The organism is Rhizobium lentis, from assembly GCF_017352135.1.
Taxonomy (GTDB): domain Bacteria; phylum Pseudomonadota; class Alphaproteobacteria; order Rhizobiales; family Rhizobiaceae; genus Rhizobium; species Rhizobium lentis.
Window position 1 is genome coordinate 460,516 of the sequence record NZ_CP071454.1, and the last position, 17,852, is coordinate 478,367.

At 62.0% G+C, this 17,852-nt stretch carries 12 protein-coding genes and 1 pseudogene; 7 read left to right on the top strand and 6 right to left on the bottom strand.

Translation table 11 applies throughout. The features are described from left to right. Positions 1 to 230 precede the first annotated feature (230 nt). The gene (locus tag J0663_RS02335; RefSeq protein WP_207242874.1) at positions 231 to 731 is read left to right on the top strand and encodes a GFA family protein; all 501 of its coding nucleotides are present in this window, start codon (positions 231 to 233) and stop codon (positions 729 to 731) included. 223 nt (positions 732 to 954) lie between these two features. Further along, complete coding sequence (locus J0663_RS02340; RefSeq protein WP_207242875.1) at positions 955 to 1,275, top strand: antibiotic biosynthesis monooxygenase family protein; 321 nt, start codon at positions 955 to 957, stop codon at positions 1,273 to 1,275. A gap of 16 nt (positions 1,276 to 1,291) precedes the next feature. Here J0663_RS02340 and J0663_RS02345 read toward each other — a convergent pair whose 3' ends face one another. Together J0663_RS02345 and J0663_RS02350 are read right to left on the bottom strand one after the other, a co-directional pair. Further along, the gene (locus J0663_RS02345; RefSeq protein WP_207242876.1) at positions 1,292 to 2,695 is read right to left on the bottom strand and encodes an MATE family efflux transporter; all 1,404 of its coding nucleotides are present in this window, start codon (positions 2,693 to 2,695) and stop codon (positions 1,292 to 1,294) included. A gap of 143 nt (positions 2,696 to 2,838) precedes the next feature. After that, positions 2,839 to 4,083, bottom strand: coding sequence for a TCR/Tet family MFS transporter (locus J0663_RS02350; protein WP_207242877.1), 1,245 nt, complete (start codon positions 4,081 to 4,083; stop codon positions 2,839 to 2,841). A 374-nt stretch (positions 4,084 to 4,457) separates the two neighbouring features. Between J0663_RS02350 and J0663_RS02355 the strand changes: the two genes are divergently transcribed. Further along, positions 4,458 to 5,453 carry an aldo/keto reductase gene (locus tag J0663_RS02355; protein WP_207242878.1) on the top strand — a complete coding sequence of 332 codons (996 nt, stop codon included), beginning with the start codon at positions 4,458 to 4,460 and terminating at the stop codon, positions 5,451 to 5,453. A gap of 24 nt (positions 5,454 to 5,477) precedes the next feature. On the opposite strand, the gene ypfJ is transcribed toward J0663_RS02355, so the two are convergent. Next, positions 5,478 to 6,395, bottom strand: a complete 918-nt coding sequence (gene ypfJ, locus J0663_RS02360) for a KPN_02809 family neutral zinc metallopeptidase (protein ID WP_207242879.1) — start codon at positions 6,393 to 6,395, stop codon at positions 5,478 to 5,480. Positions 6,396 to 6,882: 487 nt separating this feature from the next. Between ypfJ and J0663_RS02365 the strand changes: the two genes are divergently transcribed. Both J0663_RS02365 and carB read left to right on the top strand, forming a co-directional pair. Beyond that, positions 6,883 to 7,911, top strand: coding sequence for a zinc-dependent alcohol dehydrogenase family protein (locus J0663_RS02365; RefSeq protein WP_207244404.1), 1,029 nt, complete (start codon positions 6,883 to 6,885; stop codon positions 7,909 to 7,911). Positions 7,912 to 8,081: 170 nt separating this feature from the next. After that, complete coding sequence (gene carB / locus J0663_RS02370; RefSeq protein ID WP_207242880.1) at positions 8,082 to 11,570, top strand: carbamoyl-phosphate synthase large subunit; 3,489 nt, start codon at positions 8,082 to 8,084, stop codon at positions 11,568 to 11,570. A 114-nt stretch (positions 11,571 to 11,684) separates the two neighbouring features. Here the strand turns inward: carB and J0663_RS02375 are convergent, their stop codons facing one another. After that, positions 11,685 to 13,139 carry a UdgX family uracil-DNA binding protein gene (locus J0663_RS02375; protein ID WP_207242881.1) on the bottom strand — a complete coding sequence of 485 codons (1,455 nt, stop codon included), beginning with the start codon at positions 13,137 to 13,139 and terminating at the stop codon, positions 11,685 to 11,687. Beyond that, positions 13,139 to 14,372: pseudogene (locus J0663_RS02380) on the bottom strand (putative DNA modification/repair radical SAM protein). The gene J0663_RS02375 and the pseudogene J0663_RS02380 overlap by 1 nt, the downstream one beginning before the upstream one ends. A gap of 265 nt (positions 14,373 to 14,637) precedes the next feature. On the opposite strand from J0663_RS02380, the gene greA reads away from it, so the two are divergent. Then, positions 14,638 to 15,114, top strand: a complete 477-nt coding sequence (gene greA, locus J0663_RS02385; RefSeq protein ID WP_207242882.1) for a transcription elongation factor GreA — start codon at positions 14,638 to 14,640, stop codon at positions 15,112 to 15,114. Between the two features lie 27 nt (positions 15,115 to 15,141). Then, the gene (locus J0663_RS02390) at positions 15,142 to 16,200 is read left to right on the top strand and encodes a glycosyltransferase family 4 protein (protein WP_207242883.1); all 1,059 of its coding nucleotides are present in this window, start codon (positions 15,142 to 15,144) and stop codon (positions 16,198 to 16,200) included. A 191-nt stretch (positions 16,201 to 16,391) separates the two neighbouring features. Here J0663_RS02390 and J0663_RS02395 read toward each other — a convergent pair whose 3' ends face one another. Continuing rightward, a complete protein-coding gene (locus tag J0663_RS02395) occupies positions 16,392 to 17,726 on the bottom strand; it encodes a dicarboxylate/amino acid:cation symporter (RefSeq protein WP_207242884.1) in 1,335 nt (444 codons plus the stop codon). Positions 17,727 to 17,852 lie beyond the last annotated feature (126 nt).

Here is a 17,852-nt window from a genome sequence, read left to right on the forward strand (position 1 = left end):
TCATGGCCTTCGATCTGGTGAGAAGACACTCTCACCTACGTCAAGGAACCAGCTGCTGAGGAATTTCGGTATGCTGGCAAAGATGACGGAGCCCAATGCCGAAATGAACCGGGCAATGGCAACGGCCACGGCCACGAACATCAGAATTGGACCCGCTCCAGGCTGGACGATCAGAAAACGAAAACCTAAAAGAGATTAGGCCCATCCCGCCTCTTGAAGGAGGAGAAAAGATGAAACGCATCGAGATGGAGGTGAGCGGCGGCTGCCAGTGCGGTTCCGTGCGCTACCGCGCAACCGCTATGCTCGACAATTCGCATCTCTGCCACTGCCGCATGTGCCAGAAGGCCTCGGGCAACATCTTTGCGGCGCTCGTCGCCGCGCCCGATGATGCGCTCACCTGGACACGCGCCAAGCCAAGCGTCTGGAAGAGTTCGGAACTCGTCGAGCGCGGCTTCTGCGCCAATTGCGGCACGCCATTGTTTTTTCACCACCTCGAAAACGGCCGCACCAACCTGATGATTGGTTCGCTCGACAATCCGCACGCCTTCCCGCCGCTTGCCAATACCTGCACCGAGAACATGGTGGGCTGGTTCGAAACGATCACGGGCCTGGAAAATACCGGGGCGACCGAAACCAACGGCGCTGATTGGGCGGCGGCGATCAAGGCGAGCAACAACCAGCACCCCGATCACGATACCACCTCATGGGCGGTGAAAGGGCGTGACGGCTGAGTTCTATTCCGGCTGCCGGTGCGGCGCTGCCCCGTTGCCGCTTTTTCGAAGAGCGGCGCCCCGGACCCCAACGAGAGCAACGGCTTTATTTTCAGGATGCGCGGAAGGGTGCCTGAAGAACGACTGGGCGTTCAACCGGCCCCATTTCTTTGATTTTCATATTGACCTCAACCAAGCTTGAGGAATTACACAAGTGCCTGCAGATCCGATGCAGGAGAAATAGATGAATGTAGCTTTCTATCGTGTCGACAAATTCGTGGTGCCGGCTGCAGCACGGGAGGAATTTCTCGTCAAAGTGATGATGACCCACAAGGTGCTGGAGGCACAGGAGGGCTTTATCGATCACAAGGTGCTGGAGCAGGTCGCAGGTCCCGGCGAATTCAATTTCGTCACCATCGCCGAATGGGAAAATACCGAGGTGGTCGAGCGTGCGCGGGCAGCCGTGGCGGCCGCGCATAAGGCAGCAAATTTCGATCCGCAGGAAATGTTCGCACGTCTCGGCATTCGAGCCGATATTGCCAGCTACAAGCCGGTCGCTGCCTGAGGATAAGACGGCCGGCTCAGGCGCCGGCCGCTGTCCCCTCGCGGCGAAGCAGAAGGTAGAACCTTCCGCAGAGCATTGTCGCGGCAGCCGCCAGCCCGACGAGGAAGCCGAACCAGATGCCGATGCCGCCGAAACCCAGCGGGAAGGCAAAGGCCCAGGCAAGGAAGAAGCCGATCGGCCAGTAAGCAATCAGCGCCATGATCATCGGCACGCGCGCGTCCTTCAGGCCGCGCAACAATCCGTTGGCGATAACCTGCAGGCCGTCGACGAGCTGGAAAAGCCCGGCAACGACGATCAGCGGCCCGGCATAGGCAAGCACCTCGGGCGCCTCCGGCGAGCTGACGTCGAGGAACCAACTGCCGAGGAATTGCGGCATAGTGGCGAAGATAACCGATCCGACCGCCGAGATGGCGCAGGCGATGACAACAACCATGATCGAAGCACGCACCAGTCCGTCATAATCGCCCTGCCCGTGCGCGACGCCGATGCGCACCGTCGCCGCCTGGCTCAGACCGAGCGGAATCATGAAGGCGATCGAGGCCCATTGCAGCGCGATGCCGTGGGCGGCGAGTTCGATGGTGCCGATATAACCCATCAAGAGCGACGCGACCGTAAACAGACTGACCTCGGCAAGCACGGTGACGCTGATCGGAAAACCGAGCCGGATGACCTCCAGCAGAGCGTGCCAGTCCGGCTTCCAGAACCGCACGAAGATCTCGTAGCGCCGCGTCTCTTCCCGCCGCTGGACGAAGACGAGGATGAAGAGGAAACCCGCCGTCTGTACGACCACCGAGACGATCGCCGCCCCCTCGAGCCCCATTGCCGGAAAGCCGAAATGGCCGAGCACGAGGGCGTAGGCGAAGATCGCATTCATCACCAACGTGACGATCGTGACGTTGAGGATGATGCCCGCCTTGCCGATGGCGCTGACGAGGGCCCGCATCACGTTGAAAAGAAGAGCCGGCAGCACGCCGAGCTGGCCGATCAGAATATAGCTATGGGCGAGCCTGGCTACCTCCGGCTTCTGCTGCGCAAAAAGCAGGATCTGTTCCGCATTGAAAAAGGCCGGTTGCGCGATGATCCAGAATCCGATCACCACCCAGAGCCCCATGCGCAGCGATCGGCGCACCGAGACGACGTCGCCGCGGCCATAGGCCTGCGCCACCATCGGAATGACGGCAATGGAAAAGCCCGAGCCGAAGATCAGGATCGTGAACAGGAACTGGGCCGACAGCACCATGGCCGCCAGTTGCTCGGCGCCAAGGCGGCCGATGATCATTACATCGGTCGTATGGATACCGAGCTGAGCGAGCTGGGCGCCGATCAGCGGAATGCCGAGCGCCAGCGTCGCACGGAAATGTGCGCCCCACCGATTATCGTTTGTCGGCGCAAGGCTGTGCGCGTCGATCGACGTGTCCATGACACCAGTCCTGTGATTGAAATATGTGGTCGTCGCAACTTGCGGCGAAATATCATTCGGACTTAGATCAAAGTCCGGACAAGAACTACCCCAAAACAGGCAGATGATGAAAAATTCATCATCGCATCACCATTTCTAATCGATCAGCCAGCGACTTCCAGCGCCTCGGCCGGCTCCCTCGCCCGAACCCGTGTGAGGAATACCCCGGCGGCTAGAAGGATGAGCACGGCGGCCGTGAGATACGGCGCGCCGGCAAAAGTGACCGGCGCCTCAGGCCTTGTGAAATAGCCGAACATCTGCGTGAAGATCAGCGGGCCGACTATGGTGGTGATGCTGCTGAGGCTGGTCAGCGCACCCTGTAACTCGCCCTGCGCCGACGGCGGCACCATGCCGGCGGCAATGCTGCGCAGCGGCGGATCGGCGACATTTTCTATGACGGTCGCGACGATAACGACGTACACCACCCAGCCCTCCCAGGCGAAGGCATAGCCGGTCAGTCCTGCGGCGGAGAAGCAGAGGCCGAGAAGCGCCGTCTTCCATTCGCCGAGCAGAGGCACGACACGCGGCAGGACCAAGCCCATGACGAGCGCCGCACCGATGCCGTAAATGCCGAGCGACAGGCCGATCTGGCCCTCGCTCCAGCCATAGCGGTAGGTCGAGACAAAGGACCAGACCGACGGATAGACGGCATGCGCCAGGAAGAACAGGAACATGACGAGGCTGACCCAGCCGATGCCGGGGTAATGGCGCATCTGGCGCAGCGCGCCGAGCGGATTGGCACGTTTCCACTCGAAGCGGCGTCGGTTCTTGGCTTCCAGCGTTTCCGGCAGCAGGAAGCAGGCGGCAATGAAATTGAGAAGCGACAAAGCGGCTGCGCCGAGGAACGGCACACGCGGGCCGAATTCCCCGAGGAACCCGCCGATGACCGGGCCGATAGTGAAACCGACCCCGAAGGCGATGCCGATCAGCCCGAAGTTCTTTGCCCGGTTCTCCTCAGTGCTGATGTCGGCGATATAGGCCGAGCAGGTGGCGAAGCTGCCGCCGCTGATGCCGGCAAGAACCCGGCCGACGAACAGCATCCAGAAGCTGGTGGCCACTCCGCAGATGAAATTGTCGATTGCGAAGGTCAGCACCGACAACAGAAGGATCGGCCGGCGGCCGAAACGGTCGGACAGGTTTCCGAGGAACGGCGCGAACAGGAACTGCATGCCGGCATAGACAAGCATCAGCCAGCCGCCGTCGATCGCCGCATCGCTGATGCTGCCGCCTGTCAACTGCTCCAGATAGGCCGGCAGCACCGGCATGATGATGGCGATGCCGATAATGTCGAGGAAGAGGATGACGAAGACCAGGAACAAGCCGCGGCGCACGAATTTCGGATCAAGCATGACGCATCTCTACAGCGGTTGTTTCTGAAAAGACGATCTCGTCGCCAGCCATGTGACATAGCCTAGAAAAGGGACCGAAACAATCCGTGAACATTTCACTAGCTTCTGATGAGTTGTACGAGAAATTCAAAAGAGCTTCAACCGACGGGCGCGCTGCCGTTCCAGCGTATCGACAGGCGACGCGGTTCCCTTGCAATCGCCGGGAGGCATTCAGATCAAAGCCAAGGAAACATCGCTCATTGTGCATTCTTACGCACAGGCTGTTCGATGTCGTCCGATTATCGCCCGGATGCGAACGCGGTAAAACGGCATCGATCGCGCCGCTCGGGCGCGGATGCCGGTCGCGCTCGGCGGCGCAATGAAGGAGAAAGAGAATGCAGACCTATCGTTTGGGAAAGACCGGACCCGAAGTCTCGGCCATCGGCCTCGGCTGTATGGGCATGTCAGGCATGTACGGTCCCGCCGACCGTGCAGAGAGTATCGCAACGATCCATGCAGCGCTCGATGCCGGCATCAACCTGCTCGACACCGGCGACTTTTACGGCATGGGCCATAACGAGATGCTGATCGGTGAAGCTTTGAAAGGCCGCAGGCGCGAAGACGCAGTCATCAGCGTCAAGTTCGGCGCGCTCCGTGATCCAGCAAGTGGCTGGAGCGGTATCGATGCCCGCCCCGTCGCCTTGAAGAATTTCCTCGCCTACACGCTGCAGCGGCTCGGCGTCGATTACATCGACATCTATCGCCCGGCCCGCCTGGATCCCAACGTGCCGATCGAGGACACCGTCGGCGCCATAGCCGATCTGGTCAAGGCTGGCTATGTCAGACATATCGGCCTGTCGGAAGTCGGCGCAAACACAATCCGCCGGGCCGCCGCCATCGCCCCGATTGTCGACCTGCAGATCGAATATTCGCTGATCTCGCGCGGGGTCGAGGATCGCATCCTGCCAACCACCCGTGAACTCGGTATTTCGATCACCGCCTACGGCGTGCTCTCGCGCGGTCTGATCAGCGGTCACTGGCAGAAAGACCAGGGCACGTCGGCAGGTGACTTCCGCACCCATAGCCCGCGCTTCCAGGAAGGAAATGTCGAGCGGAACCTCGCTTTGGTGGAAAAGCTGCGCGAGATCGCCGAAGCAAAAGACGTCTCCGTCGCCCAGATCGCCATCGCCTGGGTCGCCGCCAAGGGCAAGGACATCGTTCCGCTCATCGGCGCCCGCCGCCGCGACCGGCTGACCGAGGCACTCGGCTCACGCGCAGTCGAGCTGTCACCTGAAGATTTCGCGGCTATCGAACGCGCCGTGCCGAAGGATGCGGCGGCCGGTGGGCGCTATCCCGAACATATGCTGCAGCATATGGACAGTGAGAAGTAAGCGGCGCGTTCTGCCGTGCAGTCCTCAAACCGGCCCCGAAAACGTATCGCAGGCCGTTAGCTGTCCGCTGTCGAAGCCGCGCTTGAACCACCTGACGCGCTGCGCCGAGGTGCCGTGGTTGAAACTCTCAGGGACCACATAACCCTGCGAGCGCTTCTGCAGCGTATCGTCGCCGATCTGCTGGGCGGCATTCAACGCCTCTTCAAGGTCGCCAGCCTCCAGTATGCCCTTCTGCTGGGTATATTTGCCCCAGATGCCGGCGAAGCAATCGGCCTGCAGCTCGACGCGGACTGACATCTTGTTGGCTTCTTCTTCGCTCATGCGCTGACGGGCCTGGTTGAACTTCGGCAGGATGCCGAGCAGGTTCTGCACGTGGTGGCCGACTTCATGGGAGATGACGTAGGCCTCGGCGAAATCGCCGGATGCGCCGAACCGCTCGGAAAGCTCCTGGAAGAAGGTCGTGTCGAGATAGACCTTACGATCGCCCGGGCAATAGAACGGACCGGTGGCGGCTGAGGCGAAGCCGCAGGCCGACTGCGTCTGGTCGGAGAACAACACGAGACGTGGCTCTTCGTAGGTCTGGCCCCGTGCCTGGAAAATGCCGTTCCAGGTATCCTCGGTCTCGGCAAGTACTGTGCGCATGAAGGCGGTCATCTCGTCATTGGCCGGCGTGCGGGTGTCCGATTGGCTCTGCTCGTAGCCTGGGCCGCTCGACATGCCGCCGGTTTCGAGCACCTGCAGCAGATCGACACCCATCAGCTTGAAGATGAAATAGATGACGATAAGGAAGATGATCGTTCCGATGCTCAAGCCGCCGCCGGCGCGGCGAACGCCGCCGCCAGAGGGAAAGCTGAAACCGCCCCCGCGGCCAAAACCGCCCCCTGTGCGACCGCCGCGACGATCTTCGACATTGTCGGACTGACGCCGGCCTCTCCATTCCATTCTCGTTCTCCCCGGCAATGCTCGTGCTTGCACTAAAGGATTTATATAACCGCTGGCCGGAGGAATTCCAGCGGCTCCATCCGTCCGCGAGACAGCCGGTTGAACGGCTCACTTTTTCCTAGGGCTTGGGCCTGGTTGCGCCGGTCCCTTTTGACCGTCGCTTTTGCCGGCGCTGCCGTGCGATTTGCCCTCCCCCTGACGTGCCAGCTCCTTATCCACAGTCTCCCGCGAGCCTTCCGCCGGGTCCTTGTCTTTCGGATCAACCATCACAACCTCCAGCTTCTCGACCGCAAACCTGAAGGACGTGATATTGTTCCCTTGACGGAGCAAGCGCTCGCTCTTCCGATCGTGACGGCCGCGAGGCGCCGATCGGCCGCGACCATGCCTCACATTTGTCTTCCGATGCGTAAAGAAGATGCGTCAAGCGCTTGACGAGACTCCCGCTTTCGCTCTTCCTGAAAAGAGGAGAATGCGGGAGGAGATGGCGATGAAGGCGGTGCGCCTGCAGGCAACAGGACAGCTGCAGCTTTGCGAGGTCGAAAAACCGGCGCCACGCCCGGGCGAATTGCTCGTCCGGATCGAGGCCTGCGGCATCTGCGGCACCGACCGCCATATCTTCCACGGCGATTTTCCGTCGAAGCCGCCGGTGACACTCGGCCATGAATTTGCAGGCATCGTCGAGACGGTCGGACCGGGGGTGACCGATTTCCGTCCCGGCATGCGCGTGACCGGCGATCCGAACATTTCCTGCGGCGGCTGCGAGGAATGCCGGCGCGGCCGTGTCAATCTCTGCCGGAAGTTGCAGGCGATCGGCATTCACCGCGATGGCGGTTTCGCCGATTATGTCTGCATGCCGCAAAGTCAGGCCTTCGCACTGCCGTCCGATCTCGATCCGCTGCACGGCGCCTTCTGCGAACCGCTCGCCTGTTGTATCCACGGCGTCGATCTCGGTGGACTGCAAACCGGCTCATCGGTCATCGTGCTCGGCGGCGGCGTCATCGGACTGCTCACCCTTCAACTGGCGCGGTTCGCCGGCGCCACCCGCGTCTTGCTGGTGACGCGCAGTTCCGAGAAACGCCGGCTGGCCGAAAGCCTTGGCGCCACTGCGACGGCCGATCCCGGTGGAGGCGACATTATCGCGCGCATCACCGCTGATGATGGACTGCTGCCGGGTGGCGCCGATGTCGTCTTCGAATGCGCCGGTGTTGCCGAGACCATGCAGCAGGCGCCCCGGCTTGCCCGGCGCGGCGGCACCGCCGTCATTCTCGGCGTCATGGCGCAGGGCGCAAAGATCGAGATCGAACCTTTCGACCTGCTGTTTCGCGAAATCCGGCTGATAACCTCTTTCGTCAACCCATTCACCCATGGCCGCGCCGCCGATCTGATCGCCTCCGGCGAGATCAGGGTCGAGCCACTGATCTCCCGCCGGATCGGGCTCGCCGAGGCCCCCGAAGCGATCGTCAATCCGGCGCGCAGCGGCGAAATCCGGGTGCTCGTCGTGCCCGACGGGAAATAGCTTTCGCGCCATGTCGGGATTCCTGTCGATTCCGCGATTTATGGGGTTCCGTTTGCAAATACATTTGCCTATAAGCCGCTTCTAGCCTGAAAAAACCTCAATGCGCGACCCGACCCGGTGATCTCCCACCCTGGCCGGCTTTTTGCGCAGCCAGACAATGGATATCGCCCATGCCGAAGCGCCAAGACATCAAATCGATCCTCATCATCGGCGCGGGACCGATTGTCATTGGCCAGGCTTGCGAATTCGACTATTCCGGCACCCAGGCCTGCAAGGCGCTCAAGGAGGAAGGCTACCGCGTCATCCTCGTCAACTCCAACCCGGCGACGATCATGACCGATCCAGGCCTGGCCGACGCAACTTACGTCGAGCCGATCACCCCCGAGGTCGTCGCCAAGATCATTGCTAAGGAGCGCCCCGATGCGCTGCTGCCGACCATGGGCGGCCAGACAGCGCTCAACACCGCGCTTTCCCTGAAGCGCATGGGTGTGCTCGACCGCTACAATGTCGAGATGATCGGCGCCAAGCCCGCCGCCATCGACATGGCCGAGGATCGCGCGCTGTTCCGCGAGGCCATGGCCCGCATCGGCCTGGAAACGCCGCGCTCGATGCTGGCGAACGCCACTGACATCAAGGATCTCGACCGCAAGACGCACGAGGCCGAACGCAACAAGCTGCGCGAAAGCCTTTCCGGATCCGATCTCGACAAGGCGCTGGATGAGCTGGAAAACCAGTGGAACCTCGGCGAAAGCGACCGCAAGCAGCGCTACCTGAACCATGCCATGGCGATCGCCGCCCAGGCGCTCGACCATGTCGGCCTTCCCGCCATCATCCGCCCCTCCTTCACCCTCGGTGGCACCGGCGGCGGCATCGCCTATAATCGCTCGGAATTCTTCGAGATCGTCGGCGGCGGCCTCGATGCCTCCCCCACCACTGAAGTGCTGATCGAAGAATCGGTGCTCGGCTGGAAAGAGTATGAGATGGAAGTCGTCCGCGACAAGGCGGACAACTGCATCATCATCTGCTCGATCGAGAACATCGATCCGATGGGCGTCCACACCGGCGACTCCATCACCGTCGCTCCGGCCCTGACGCTGACGGACAAGGAATACCAGATCATGCGCAACGCCTCGATCGCGGTGCTGCGCGAGATCGGGGTGGAGACTGGCGGCTCCAACGTGCAGTTCGCCGTCAACCCGAAGGACGGCCGCCTCGTCGTCATCGAAATGAACCCGCGCGTGTCGCGCTCCTCGGCACTCGCCTCCAAGGCCACCGGCTTCCCGATCGCCAAGGTCGCCGCCAAGCTCGCCATCGGCTACACGCTCGAGGAACTCGAAAACGACATCACCGGCGGCGCAACGCCGGCCTCCTTCGAACCGTCGATCGACTATGTCGTCACCAAGATCCCCCGTTTCGCCTTCGAGAAATTTCCCGGCGCTTCGCCGGTCCTGACGACCGCGATGAAATCCGTCGGCGAAGTCATGGCGATCGGCCGCACCTTCGCCGAATCGCTGCAGAAGGCGCTGCGCGGCCTCGAGACCGGCCTGACCGGCCTTGACGAAATCGAGATTCCCGACTTCGAGGAAGGCGAGTCCAGCCAGAACGCCATCCGCGCCGCCATCGGCACGCCGACGCCGGACCGCCTGCGCATGGTCGCGCAGGCACTGCGCCAGGGCCTCAGCATCGAAGAGGTGCATGAAGGCTGCAAGATCGATCCCTGGTTCATCGCCGAACTCAAGAACATCGTCGACATGGAAGCCCGCATCCGCGAGCACGGCCTGCCGAACGATGCCGCCAACCTGCGTATGCTGAAGGCGATGGGCTTCTCCGACGCGCGCCTCGCGACGCTGACCGGCAAGCGCCCGAAGGAAGTCGCCGAACTGCGCAACGGTCTCAACGTCCGCCCCGTCTTCAAGCGCATCGATACCTGCGCGGCCGAATTCGCTTCGCCGACCGCCTATATGTATTCGACCTACGAGACGCCGTTCGTCGGCGCCGCGCGCTCGGAGGCCCAGGTCTCCGACCGCAAGAAGGTGGTCATCCTCGGCGGCGGCCCGAACCGCATCGGCCAGGGCATCGAGTTCGATTATTGCTGCTGCCATGCCGCCTTCGCGTTGAAGGATGCAGGCTATGAAGCGATCATGATCAACTGCAATCCGGAGACTGTCTCGACCGACTACGACACGTCGGACCGCCTCTATTTCGAGCCGCTGACCGCCGAAGACGTGATCGAGATCCTGCGCGCCGAACAGGAAAAGGGCGAAGTCGTCGGCGTGATCGTCCAGTTCGGCGGCCAGACGCCGCTGAAGCTTGCCGAGGCGCTCGAAAAGAACGGCATCCCAATCCTCGGCACCGCACCTGATGCGATCGACCTCGCCGAAGACCGCGACCGCTTCCAGAAGCTGCTGATGAAGCTCGACCTCAACCAGCCGAACAACGGCATCGCCTATTCGGTCGAGCAGGCCCGCCTGGTCGCTGCCGAAATCGGCTTCCCGCTGGTCGTGCGCCCCTCCTACGTGCTCGGCGGCCGCGCCATGCAGATTCTGCATTCGGAAGGCCAGCTGCAGACTTACTTGCTTGATACGGTGCCCGAACTGGTACCGGAAGACATCAAGCAGCGCTATCCCAACGACAAGACCGGCCAGATCAATACCCTGCTCGGCAAGAACCCGCTGCTCTTTGACAGCTATCTCACCCATGCCATCGAAGTCGATGTCGACTGCCTCTCCGACGGCACCGACGTCTATGTCGCCGGCATCATGGAGCACATCGAGGAAGCCGGCATCCACTCCGGCGACTCCGCCTGCTCGCTGCCGCCGCGCTCGCTGCCCGTCGAACTGATCGACGAACTGGAGCGCCAAGCCAAGGCGATGGCCAAGGCGCTCAACGTCGGCGGCCTGATGAACGTCCAGTTCGCCATCAAGGACGGCACCGTCTACGTGCTCGAAGTCAATCCGCGCGCTTCGCGCACTGTGCCCTTCGTCGCCAAGACCATCGGTGCGCCGATCGCCAAGATCGCCGCCCGCGTCATGGCCGGCGAGAAGCTCGACGCGACCTTCGCCGCCTATGGCGAAAAGCCCGATCCGCGCAACCTCACCCATATCGCCGTCAAGGAAGCCGTCTTCCCCTTCGCCCGTTTCCCCGGCGTCGACACGCTGCTCGGCCCGGAAATGCGCTCGACCGGCGAAGTCATCGGTCTCGACACCGATTTTGCGCTGGCTTTCGCCAAGTCGCAGCTCGGCGCCGGTGTCGAACTGCCGCGTGACGGAACGGTCTTCGTCTCCGTGCGCGACGAGGACAAGCCGCGCGTGCTGCCGGCGATCCGCATTCTCGTCGAGGAAGGCTTCAAGGTGCTGGCAACCGGCGGCACTGCCCGCTTCCTCGGCGAAAACGGCATCACTGCCACCAAGATCAACAAGGTCCTTGAAGGCCGCCCGCATATCGAAGACGCAATCCGCAACCGCCAGGTCCAGCTTGTCATCAACACCACCGACGGCAACAAGGCGATCTCGGACTCCAAATCGCTGCGCCGTGCGACGCTGATGCAGAAAGTGCCTTACTACACGACGATGGCCGGCGCCGAAGCCGCAGCCCAGGCGATCAAGGCGTTGAAAGCAGGCAATCTCGAAGTCCGACCGCTGCAGAGCTACTTCGCCTGAGATGAAAGCAATTCCAGCAAAACTGTGCCGTGGTTTTGCGCCCGGGATTGCGTAAAAACAAAGAGACAGCGCCATCGCTCGACAGGCGGTGGCGCGAACCCAGCCGGAATCAGTTTATCTACCTGACACCATAAGCCGCTGAATTTTCAGCATGTCCTCGCGAAACCGCGCCATCTCCTCCGCCTTCAGTTGTTCGTCCGGAATACGCAGGAGATAGGACGGATGCACGGTCACGAAAAGCGTGCGTTCGCCGTCGATCGCCATCGCCTTGCCCCTGACATCCTGCAGGCGCTCCTTCACATCGGTCAGCGCCGCAAGCGCGGTCGCCCCCATCGCGACGATCAGCTTCGGCTTGAGGAGCGCCAACTCCCGATCAAGCCACCAGCGGCAATGCCTTACCTCGCCCATGTTGGGTTTCTGGTGGATGCGCCGCTTGCCGCGCGGCTCGTATTTGAAATGTTTGACAGCATTGGTGACATAAAGCCTCGAACGGTCGATGCCCGCTTCCGATATCACCTGATCGAGAAGCCTGCCGGCGGGGCCGACGAAGGGACGCCCCGAAATATCCTCCTGGTCACCCGGCTGCTCGCCGACGAAGATGACCTGTGCATCCCGCGGCCCCTCGCCGAACACCGTCTGCGTCGCATTGGCATGAAGCGGACAGCGGGTGCAGACGGCGGCTTCCGCGCGCAGCGCTTCCAGCGTTCCCTTCGGTGCCTGCGGTTCGGCGGGCAGATGGCGCGCGGCCTGCTGCAGCCGGTCGTGAAAGGGCAGCGCTTGCGTCGCCTCCCGCGCCGCCATCTCCCGCACTTTGCTCTCGGCCGAGGCAATCAGGCCAGGAATGAGATCGGCTTCCGGCAGGTTCTTCCAGTATTTCTTCGGCATCTCCGCCTGCATCGCCTTCACCTTCAATCGCGCCGGATTGAAGATGCTGGAATAGTAGGTCCGCCAAAGCTCGTCCGTCGCATCGCTGAGGTTGGGCCTTTCGCATGCCTCATCGGTGATCGTCAGTCGCTCGCCGTCCCAGGCTGCCGATCCCTTCGGGGTTGCGATCAGCCAGTCCATGTCGTTAAAGCGCCGCTGAAAAAAGGGAGCGGTGCGCCTGACGATATGATGATCCGGCTCGAACCAGGCGAGGAATTTTCGACGGCCTGCCGACGCGGCATCGATTTCCTTGAAACGGACGAAAGCCGTCATCTTGTGCGCGTCGCGCCGGACGTTCTTCGCCATCAGCCTGGCCCGCACGACATCCTCATCGGAGGTCACCTCGAGCAACTGCCGGTCCAGTTGCAGCCGCCAGAGCAGGCGGTAAAGCAGGGAAAACCGCGCCGGGTCGGAATGGCAGAGAACGGTTTCGGCAAGCTCGATGAAGGCAGGCGGCACCGTCATTGGCTTGCGCGATGTTGCAGGCACCGGCGGCATGGCGTCGCGCTGAAACGAAAGATCCGCCTCCGCGGTCTTCTCGCGCCAGTCGATTTCCTCTGGCAAAATGCCGGCAGCCGCAAGCGCGCGTGCCGCATCGCGCCATTCGGCAAGGTCTCCGCGTCCTGCAAGCACGACGCGGCGCATCACAGCAGCGACAATTGTTCGGGCTGCGGCTCGAACATGGCGCGCAGATCCGGGCGGTCGATCAACCGACGCGGCGACCAGCCTTCCGCTGAAATGAAGGATTGAACCTTCTTGATCGAAACACCGAGCCGGGAGAGGTCGTCAAGCCGCAGACGGCGGAAGCGCCGCGCCGAAACGATCCCCTTGACTGTCTTGGTGCCGAGGCCGGGCACGCGCAGCAATCGTTCCCGCTCGGCCTTGTTGACGTCGACGGGAAATTCGCCCCGGTTGGCAAGCGCCCAGGCAAGCTTCGGGTCGAGGTTGAGATCCAGCATGCCGCCGGCCTGGTTTGCGGTGATCTCCTCGACGCCGAAACCGTAGAACCGATAGAGCCAGTCGGCCTGGTAGAGCCGGTGTTCGCGCATCAAGCGGCGGCTTGATCAGCGGCAGGTTCTTCGAGGCGTCGGGGATCGGGCTGAAGGCGGAATAATAAACCCGCTTCAGGCCATAACTGCTGTAGAGCCGGCCGCTACTCGCAAGGATCGTCGCGTCGCTGGCTCCGTCTGCACCCACGATCATCTGCGTGCTCTGCCCGGCCGGAATGAAACGCTGGCGCTTTTTGCTTTGCAGCGTCGGCTCGCCGGCCGCCTCGATCTTCAGCCTCAGATCAGCCATCGACCGCCGGATATGGGCCGGCTTCTTTTCCGGCGCCAGGCGGGTGATGCCGTTGTCCGTCGGCAATTCGATGTTGAGCGACAGCCTGTCGGCATGAAGCCCCGCCTCCTCGATCAGATGCGGCGATGCTTCGGGGATCGCCTTCAGATGGATATAGCCGCGGAAATTATGCGTCAGGCGCAGCTCGCGGACGATCCGGACCATCTCCTCCATCGTGTAGTCGGACGAGCGAATGATGCCGGACGAAAGGAAGAGCCCTTCGATATAATTGCGGCGGTAGAATTCCAGAGTCAGCCAGACGACCTCCTCCGCCGTGAAGCGCGCGCGTTCGACATTGCTGGAGGAGCGATTGACGCAATAGGCGCAGTCGTAGATGCAGAAATTGGTCAGCAATATCTTCAGAAGCGAAATGCACCGCCCGTCCGGGGCATAGGCATGACAGATGCCCGACCCCTCGGTCGAACCGAGCCCGCCGCTCGCGGCCGAATCGCGTTTCTCCGTACCGCTGGAGGCACAGGAGGCGTCATATTTGGCGGCATCGGAAAGAATGGCCAAGCGTTCGGCAAGCGACTTCTTCATCCCTATGTTCGCTATATGTTCTTGTCGGCAAAGTCAATATGGCCGACCCCGCCCCTGTCCATTTTTGGGGCGCATCGCCCGGTGTCGCAGTGGGTAGCGTTTCATTTATGCGAATTTTCTGGAAATCGGCCTTACCGATCTGCTATAAGCACGCGACTAGGATTGTGGCACGGTTCCGAAGTTCCCTTCGGGACCTGTTTTCTTTTGTGTGTGCCTAACTGTGCTGAAGCAAGACGGGCGGCCACAAGGAGTGAAGGACAGAAAAATGGTTGATAAGGTACCGATGACACAGGGTGGTTTCGTCAAGCTGCAGGAAGAACTGCGCTGGCGCCAGCAGGAGGAGCGTCCTCGAATCATCGAGGCGATCGCCGAAGCCCGTGCCCACGGCGACCTTTCCGAAAATGCCGAATACCACGCCGCCAAAGAAGCCCAGAGCCACAACGAGGGCCGCATCACTGAGCTGGAAGATCTGACAGCACGTGCCGAAGTCATCGACCTCACCAAGATGTCGGGCGACAAGATCAAGTTCGGCGCCAAGGTGAAGCTCGTCGACGAGGACACCGAGGAAGAAAAGACCTACCAGATCGTTGGCGACCAGGAGGCCGACGTCAAGGCCGGCCGCATCTCGATTTCCTCCCCGATCGCCCGTGCGCTGATCGGCAAGGCAGTTGGCGATTCCATCGAAGTCAATGCACCCGGCGGCTCCAAGGCCTACGAAATTCTCCAGGTTTCCTGGGGCTGATCGCCCGCCAGACACGAGATCCCTTCCTTGCCTGATATGCGTGACGTCGAGATCATCGCGCCCAATTTCAAGCGCCGGCTCTCCGGCGTCACGTCGACCATCGTCCAGCTCATTCCCTGCCAGAGCCGGCTCGGCATCAGGATCGCGACACTGGGTCCCGGCCTGCCGGAGGGCTTGGCGAAACTCCGATGGCCGCAGCTTCTTGGCCTGTGGCGCCCGCCTGCGCGTCGGCGCCGCCGCGTATGGCACGCCCGCCGCAACAATGAGATGGCCGTCGGCATCCTGCTTCGCCATGTCCTTCGCATGCCGCTGAAGCTGCTCTTCACCTCGGCCGCGCAGCGCCGCCACACCGCCTATACGAAATGGCTGATCCGCCGCATGGACGCGGTCATCGCAACCAGCGACCGTTCCGGCTCCTTCCTTGAGGTGCCGCACACGGTCATCCAGCACGGCGTCGACCTTTCCCTCTTCCACCCGCCGGAAACGGCCGACGACGGCATTGCCGCCACCGGCCTGCCCGGCCGCTATCTCGTCGGCTGCTTCGGCCGCGTCCGCCACCAGAAGGGCACCGATCTCTTCGTCCAGGCGATGATCGAGCTGCTGCCAGACCATCCTGAATGGACGGCCGTCGTCTCCGGCCGAGTGACCGTCGAGCACACCGGCTTCGCCGACAAACTCAAAGCGGATGTTGCCGCCGCCGGCCTGAGCGACCGGATCGTCTTCCTCGGCGAAGTGCCCGATATCAAGGTCTGGTATCGCCGTCTGACGCTATACGTCGCCCCGTCCCGCAACGAGGGCTTCGGCCTGACGCCGCTCGAGGCTATGGCCTCGCGCACTGCGGTGGTGGCCTCGAATGCCGGCGCCTATGCCGAACTCATCGCCGAAGGCGAGACCGGCACGGTGGTGGCCGCCGGCGACGGCGAGGCGCTGACGCGGGCCATCGCGCCCTACATCGCAAATCCCACGCTGGCGATCGCCCATGGCGAGAATGCGCTGCGCCATGTCAGGGCGAATTTTGCGCTGGAGAAGGAAGCAAGCGCGATCGGCGCTATCTACGATCGCCTTCTCGGTGAGAACCGCGGCTGAGCGAAAAGAGAAACGGCCGATTGGATAAGGGGCGCAAGGGCCACTAAAGAAGTCCGCCACCCCCTCCTCCACCATGCTCGGGCTTGACCAGCACAAGGCCGAGGATGACGATGGTAGAGAACGAAATTACCATAAGCAAACGGCCCGCTGAAAAACGGGCCGCTGCAAAGATTGCCAAAAATCAAACCTTGTTATTCCGCCGGCTGAAGTCCCGCAGCCGGAGCCGTCTCTTCCGTCTGGCCGCCGAGCGCCGCCGCGAGCTGCGCCGTATCCAGTTCTTTTTCCCAGCGCGCCACGACGATCGTCGCGACAGCATTGCCGACGAGGTTCGTCAGTGCCCGGCATTCCGACATGAAGCGGTCGATGCCGAGGATGAGCGCCATGCCGGCAACCGGCACGGAGGGCACGACGGAAAGGGTGGCGGCAAGCGTGATGAAGCCGGCGCCGGTGATGCCTGCGGCACCCTTCGAGCTCAGCATCGCCACGAGCAGCAGCAGGATCTGGTCACCCCAGGAGAGCTGGATGCCGGTTGCCTGGGCGATGAAAAGTGCGGCCAGCGTCATGTAGATGTTGGTGCCGTCGAGATTGAAGGAATAGCCGGTGGGGATGACGAGGCCGACGACCGAGCGCTTGCAGCCAGCCTTTTCCATCTTGTTCATCAGCCCCGGAAGGGCGGCTTCGGAAGACGAAGTGCCGAGGACGAGCAACAGCTCTTCCTTGATGTAGCGCAGCAGCGCCAGGATCGAGAAGCCGTTGTAGCGGGCGACGGCGCCGAGAACGACAAGCACGAAGAGCAGCGAGGTGATGTAGAAGGTGCCGATCAGCATGGCGAGGTTGGCGATCGACCCGATGCCGTACTTGCCGATGGTGAAGGCCATGGCGCCGAAAGCGCCGATCGGGGCAGCCTTCATCAGGATGCCGACGAGCTTGAAGATCGGAGCCGTCAGCGCATTGAGGAAGGTCACGACCTGCTCGCCCTTTTCGCCGACCATGGCGAGCGCGATGCCGAAAAGCACCGAGAAGAACAGCACCTGCAGAATGTCGCCGTCGGCAAACGCGCCGACGATCGTCGACGGGATGATGTTGGTGAGGAAGCCGACAATGCTCTGCTCATGCGCCTTTTCGGCAAAGGTAGCAATGGCCTTCGGGTCGAGCGAAGCCGGATCAATGTTCATGCCGGCACCGGGCTGAACGACATTGGCGACGACCATGCCGATGACGAGAGCCAGCGTCGAGAAGGTCAGGAAGTACAGCATTGCCTTGCCGGCAACGCGGCCGACCTTCTTCAGGTCGCTCATGCCGGCAATGCCGGTCGCCACCGTCAGGAATATGACCGGCGCAATGACCATCTTCACCAGCTTGATGAAGGCATCGCCAAGCGGCTTCAGCTGCGTGCCGAGCTCGGGATAGAAATGGCCGAGCAGGATACCCGCGGCGATGGCAGCGAGTACTTGAACGTAGAGATGGGTGTAAAAGGGCTTCTTGCCCTTGCTGTCTGCGACTGCGTCGAATGGGGCTGCGATCATGATGTCCTCCTAAAGGCTCGTCCGGAACGAACTCCGGCCTCCCGAGCCGTCCGCTTCAAGTCCAACAGCTCAGCCGTTGTTGCCGTCCCTCTTCGCAATCGCCGTGCCAGTTTTGACAATATGAAT

Excerpts from the sequence above, each read along its gene's own strand:
- J0663_RS02335 (WP_207242874.1), top strand. The coding sequence starts at position 231 with ATGAAACGCATCGAGATGGAGGTGAGCGGCGGCTGCCAGTGCGGTTCC.
- J0663_RS02375 (WP_207242881.1), bottom strand. The coding sequence starts at position 13,139 with ATGCGCCGCGTCGTGCTTGCAGGACGCGGAGACCTTGCCGAATGGCGC.
- greA (WP_207242882.1), top strand. The coding sequence starts at position 14,638 with ATGGTTGATAAGGTACCGATGACACAGGGTGGTTTCGTCAAGCTGCAG.
- J0663_RS02345 (WP_207242876.1), bottom strand. The coding sequence starts at position 2,695 with ATGGACACGTCGATCGACGCGCACAGCCTTGCGCCGACAAACGATAAT.
- J0663_RS02395 (WP_207242884.1), bottom strand. The coding sequence starts at position 17,726 with ATGATCGCAGCCCCATTCGACGCAGTCGCAGACAGCAAGGGCAAGAAG.
- carB (WP_207242880.1), top strand. The coding sequence starts at position 8,082 with ATGCCGAAGCGCCAAGACATCAAATCGATCCTCATCATCGGCGCGGGA.
- J0663_RS02355 (WP_207242878.1), top strand. The coding sequence starts at position 4,458 with ATGCAGACCTATCGTTTGGGAAAGACCGGACCCGAAGTCTCGGCCATC.
- J0663_RS02340 (WP_207242875.1), top strand. The coding sequence starts at position 955 with ATGAATGTAGCTTTCTATCGTGTCGACAAATTCGTGGTGCCGGCTGCA.
- J0663_RS02365 (WP_207244404.1), top strand. The coding sequence starts at position 6,883 with ATGAAGGCGGTGCGCCTGCAGGCAACAGGACAGCTGCAGCTTTGCGAG.
- J0663_RS02350 (WP_207242877.1), bottom strand. The coding sequence starts at position 4,083 with ATGCTTGATCCGAAATTCGTGCGCCGCGGCTTGTTCCTGGTCTTCGTC.
- ypfJ (WP_207242879.1), bottom strand. The coding sequence starts at position 6,395 with ATGGAATGGAGAGGCCGGCGTCAGTCCGACAATGTCGAAGATCGTCGC.